We start from the raw sequence: 4,908 nt of genomic DNA on the forward strand, positions 1-4,908 counted from the left end.
GGCTCGAGCACTCCGGCGGTGCCGGCATCGCCGGAGTGCTCGAGCCGCTCCAGGCCAACCCGGTCATCATCGAGGACAATTGCTTCATCGGCGCCCGCGCCGAGGTGGCCGAGGGCGTGATCGTCGGTGAGGGCAGCGTACTGTCCATGGGCGTCTATATCGGCGCCTCCACGAAGATCATCGACCGGTCCACGGGCGAGGTCATGTACGGCCGCGTGCCGCCCTATTCGGTGGTGGTCTCGGGCACGACGCCCGGCAAGGACCTGCCCGACGGTACGCCCGGCCCAGGCCTCTACTGCGCCGTCATCGTCAAGCGCGTAGATGCCGGCACCCGCTCCAAGACCGCCATCAACGAGCTGCTTCGGACCTGAGACGCGCTCGCACGCGATTCGGATCGGCACTCTCCTCTTTCCCGTCGCGGAAAGAGGAGAGGCGGGCGCTCCTCATCGGCCCTGGCGCGACACAGGGCCGACCTGTGCGGCAGCGACCGGCGCGTTAGATCTTCCGTCCGATACAGACCGTCCCGGATGAGGCGTTGCCAGCGATGATCGAGCCTGCCCACTCCACCCGTGGCTTTCAGCTCGACGTGCTGGAGCGCAAGGTCCCGACTCCCTGCGACATTGTCGGGAGCGGCCCGGCGGCCCTGCTCCTGCCGGCCCTGTCGTCGATCTCGGCCCGCGCGGAGATGCGGCCCCTCGCCAAGATTCTGGGCCACGACTACCGTTGCCTCATTCCCGACTGGCCCGGCTTCGGCAACCATCCGCGGTCCCGCATCGCCATGGAGCCGGAGACCTTCCACGCCTTCATGGATTCCCTGCTCGCGGCATTGCCCGGCCCCTACGCCATCGGCATCGCGGCGGGTCATGCGGGCCCCTATCTCGTGGCGGCCGCACGGCGGCATCCAGGTGTGTTCGACCGGCTCGTCCTCATTGCACCCACCTGGCGTGGGCCTCTGCCCACCGCTCTGGGCGACTCGCGCCGCGGCTGGCTCTCGAGCATCCGCAAGGCCATCGAACTTCCGCTGCTGGGCGAGGCGCTCTACCGCATCAACATCAGTCCTCCGATCATCGGCCGGATGATGCGCGCGCATGTCTATGCCGATCCGGACCACGTCACGCCCGGCATTATCGCCGACAAACACGCCGTGACGCTCCAGCCGGGGGGCCGTTTCGGCACGGCGGCCTTCGTCACCGGAGGGCTCGATCCGTTCAAGGTCCGCAAGGACTTTCTCGCCCTCATCGAGGCGGACGAACTTCCGCCGATCCTGGTTTTGCGTCCGGAGCGTGCGCCCCGCCGGTCCGGCGCCGAGATGGACGCTCTCATCGCCGCCGGCCATGTGGCCAAGGCTTCGGTTCCGGGGGCCTTGAGTCCGCATGAGGAATATCCGGGAGAGGTCGCCGCCGCGATCCTCGCCGGCATCCGATAGGGGTCTCGTGCGCGGACCTGCGGGCAAACCTGTTACGGATCGGTGAAATGTCATGCGCTCAGGGTGCCATACGAGTGTCGTTCAGGAACCCTATGGCTCCCCTATCGCTTGCCATTCCCGACGCATTTCACCCTGAGCCGCCGCCATGTATTCTTTGTTTCCCGCTCTCGCGTCGCTCGCCTTCACGTCCTGCGCCCTGATGGCGGCTCCTGCCTCGGCGCAGGCACCCGCGCCGAACACGGCCGACAGCAAAGCCACGAGCGGAAAGCCTCGTTCGGCGCCGGCCGTCGCCACGACGCCGTTGACGCCGGAGATGCCGGCACGCGCGCCCTATCTGTCCGACGCCACCGCGCCCGATACGGTCGCGATCCTGCCCCCGCCGCCGCGGGGACAATCGGCGGCGGAGACGGCGGACAAGACCATCTTCGCAGGGACCCGCGCCCTGAAGGGCAGCGCGCGCTGGGAACTCGCCACGGCGGATGTGGCGGACGGCCCCTCGGCCATCCTCGATGATTTCGCCTGCGTGCTCGGCCGCAAGATCGATCAGTCCCGCTCCCCGGCACTGATGACCCTGCTCGAACGCACCCGCCTCGATATCGGCCGGGCCACCCGCCCGCTCAAGGAGCATTACCGTCGCCTGCGGCCCTTCGTCGGCAACGAGGCCGAGATCTGCGTGGCGCGCACCCGCGAGCTCGGCGACGCCTTCAGCTTCCCGTCCAGCCACGCGACTCAAGGGTGGGCCTACGCGTCCATCCTCGCCGCACTGGTGCCGGAGAAAGCGACGCAGTTCTTCGTCCGCGGCAAGGCCTACGGCGAGAACCGCATCGTCTGCGGCGTGCATTGGGCCAGCGACGTGGAAGCCGGCCGCACGACGGCCAGCGTCGTCGTCAGCGCGCTCCAGGGCGATCCGGGCTTCCGCGCGGATCTCGAGAAGGCGCGGGCGGAGATCGGCAAGAACCTCTCGCAGGAAGGCTCGCCGCCGGACGCGGCGATCTGTGCCCGCGAGACCTCGGCCCTGCGCGAACCCATCCTGTAGACGGCTACGGGGGCGCGGCAGCGGCCGAGCCCCTGAGCGCGGGTCTCGCCGGGCGCGCCCCGACACACCCACCAAGCCCCTTCGATCTTGCCAAAACGAAGAAAGGCCCGACCGTTGATCCCGGTCGGGCCTTTCTTCGTTTTCCCATGAAACGGAAGGGAAGGGGGTTACGCCCTTACCCCGCCGTCGTCTTGTTCCGTCTCCGGCGTCGGGCGAGGAGATTGAGTGCCTCGACGCCGGCCGAGAAGGCCATGGCGGTGTAGATGTAGCCCTTCGGCACGTGGGCGCCGAAACCTTCCGCGATCAGCGTCATGCCGATCATGATGAGGAAGCCGAGCGCCAGCATCACCACGGTGGGGTTGGCATCGATGAAGCGCGCCAGCGGGTCGGCCGCCAGCAGCATGACGGTGACGGCGGTGATGACGGCGATCACCATGATCGGCACGTGATCGGTCATGCCCACCGCCGTGATGATGCTGTCGATGGAAAAGACGAGGTCGAGGACGAGAATCTGCCCGACGGCGGCGGCGAAGCTCAGCACCACCGGGGAGGACGCATCCTCGTGGCCGTCATCGGGATCGACGGTCTCGTGGATCTCCTTCGTCGCCTTCCACAAGAGGAACAGGCCGCCGCCGATGAGGATCATGTCCCGCCAGGAGAAGGCCTTGCCGAAGATCTCGAAGACCGGCTGCGTCAGGTGGACGATGTAGGCGACGGTGCCGAGCAGGCCGAGACGCAGGACCAGCGCGAGGCCGATGCCGATGCGGCGGGCCTTGGTCTGCTGATGGGCCGGCAGCTTGTTGGTGAGGATCGAGATGAAGATCAGATTGTCGATGCCGAGCACCACCTCCATCACGATGAGGGTGGCGAGCGCCACCCAGGCGGTCGGGTCTGCGGCGAGTTGAAGAAGGGAATCCACGGGGAGAGAACCTCGAACGTCGTCAGGTCGGAAAGCGGCGGAAGATCAGGACGCGGCGGGGATGATGCCGGGGCGGTCGGCGGGTTCCGGCGCATAGATCCGGATGGCCTTCGGCACGACCTTGAAATGGGCCGGCGTGTAGGTGGAGAGTTCCCCGTCGGTGTTCACCGGCCGAGGCTTCTTCGTCTTCACCACGATCTCGGTGGTGTTGAAGGCGCGCACGTCGGCGGCCTTGCCCTGGGTGCCCCGCCTGAGGGCCGGGAGCAGCGCGATGAGCCGCCACCAATGCGTGACCTCCAGGCTGTAGAAATCGAGCTTGCCGTCATCGACCGTGGCGGTCTCCTCCACGGTCATCCCGCCGCCGTAATGGCGGCCGTTGCCCACCGAGACCTGGATCGTGGTGATGGTCTCGGTCAGCCCGTCATGTTCGAGATAGACCGTGAAGGGACGCACCCGCCGCAGGACGCGCAGGGCGGCGATGGCATAACCGAGCGTGCCCCACTTCTTCTTCGATTCCGCGGTGAGATCACCGGCGAGGTCGGCCGAAAATCCGATGCTCGCCACGTTGAAATAGTAGCGGCCGTTGACCCAGCCGAGATCCACCGCCTGGGGCCGCGCCGTGCCGATGAGCTCGGCCGCCTCCACCGGGTCGGTGGGCAGGCCGAGGGAACGGGCGAGGTCGTTGGCGGTGCCGAGCGGCAGGATGCCCAGCGGCAGACCGGTCTCCACCAGGGCCGGCGCGGCCGAGTTCATGGTGCCGTCGCCGCCGCCGAGGATGACGAGATCGCACTCCTTCGCGTGGCGCTTGATCACCGCCGTGCAATCGGGATCGCCCGGCGGCTCGAACGGCTCGATGCCGGCGGCACGCAGGGAGTCCCGCACGGCGTCGAGGGAGAACGAGCCGTTCCGGGCGTTCGGGTTGACGAGAAGAAGAGCCCGGCGGGCGGAGGCGGCGCTCACGAGGCGGCCTCCGGGAAGGGGCATCTCGAGATGCCGCATGAGATCATCGCAACAACCACGTGTTTCAGAACCCCCCGGTGCGTTCGCGCCGCGTCAGCGCAAAGGCAGAGAAGGAGTCCGACATCGCGGCCGACGCCTCGGCCGCCAGAGGGGCCCGGACCCGTCAAGCTCTCCAGAGGTGGGCGCTTCCAGGCCGATGGCAAGAGGCAATATTCTGGAGGCAGGCCGGTTGCGGTAAGATGGCCACGCGCAACCTCGGCGGACGCCGATCGCAGATGGCTGGGAACAGCGGGCATAGCGCGGGGAACGGTGCCCGATCGAAACCGCCTGGCAATGCCGTGTGCTAAGCAGGTCTAGCAAAAGTGGTCACCGGTTTTGCGTCCCAGAACCTGCAACACTCCAAAGGCCTAGGCGAGGTGAAGCGTTGGTGTTCCAACGCGAACCCGCACAGGTCTCGTGCGTCGACGCGACCCCGTCGCTGTGTCTTATACAAATCTGACGCTGCCGCCGAATAGAGAGGTGGTGTACTGTGCAGTGTGTGCGATGTTTGATGAGAAGTAATGAGCA

Annotated in this window: 5 protein-coding genes; 3 read left to right on the top strand and 2 right to left on the bottom strand. The window is 67.3% G+C overall.

What is annotated here, in order from left to right:
- The 3 genes from MBTS_RS22715 to MBTS_RS22725 all read left to right on the top strand — a co-directional run.
- Window positions 1-371: DapH/DapD/GlmU-related protein (locus tag MBTS_RS22715; RefSeq protein ID WP_280529964.1), on the top strand; the 371-nt coding region annotated here is incomplete at its 5' end.
- Between the two features lie 173 nt (window positions 372-544).
- Window positions 545-1,426, top strand: coding sequence for an alpha/beta fold hydrolase (locus MBTS_RS22720; RefSeq protein ID WP_056249488.1), 882 nt, complete (start codon window positions 545-547; stop codon window positions 1,424-1,426).
- 145 nt (window positions 1,427-1,571) lie between these two features.
- Entirely contained in the window at window positions 1,572-2,462 is an 891-nt protein-coding gene (locus MBTS_RS22725; protein ID WP_018045891.1) for an acid phosphatase, read from the top strand.
- Between the two features lie 175 nt (window positions 2,463-2,637).
- Here the strand turns inward: MBTS_RS22725 and MBTS_RS22730 are convergent, their stop codons facing one another.
- Together MBTS_RS22730 and MBTS_RS22735 are read right to left on the bottom strand one after the other, a co-directional pair.
- Complete coding sequence (locus MBTS_RS22730) at window positions 2,638-3,381, bottom strand: TerC family protein (protein ID WP_018045892.1); 744 nt, start codon at window positions 3,379-3,381, stop codon at window positions 2,638-2,640.
- A 45-nt stretch (window positions 3,382-3,426) separates the two neighbouring features.
- Window positions 3,427-4,380 carry a lipid kinase gene (locus tag MBTS_RS22735; RefSeq protein WP_244973625.1) on the bottom strand — a complete coding sequence of 318 codons (954 nt, stop codon included), beginning with the start codon at window positions 4,378-4,380 and terminating at the stop codon, window positions 3,427-3,429.
- Window positions 4,381-4,908 lie beyond the last annotated feature (528 nt).

Origin of the sequence: Methylobacterium bullatum (assembly GCF_014845095.1) — a bacterium.
GTDB lineage: Bacteria > Pseudomonadota > Alphaproteobacteria > Rhizobiales > Beijerinckiaceae > Methylobacterium > Methylobacterium bullatum.

Coding starts and splice junctions, on each gene's coding strand:
- MBTS_RS22720 (WP_056249488.1), top strand. CDS start 545: ATGATCGAGCCTGCCCACTCCACCCGTGGCTTTCAGCTCGACGTGCTG.
- MBTS_RS22725 (WP_018045891.1), top strand. CDS start 1,572: ATGTATTCTTTGTTTCCCGCTCTCGCGTCGCTCGCCTTCACGTCCTGC.
- MBTS_RS22735 (WP_244973625.1), bottom strand. CDS start 4,380: ATGCGGCATCTCGAGATGCCCCTTCCCGGAGGCCGCCTCGTGAGCGCC.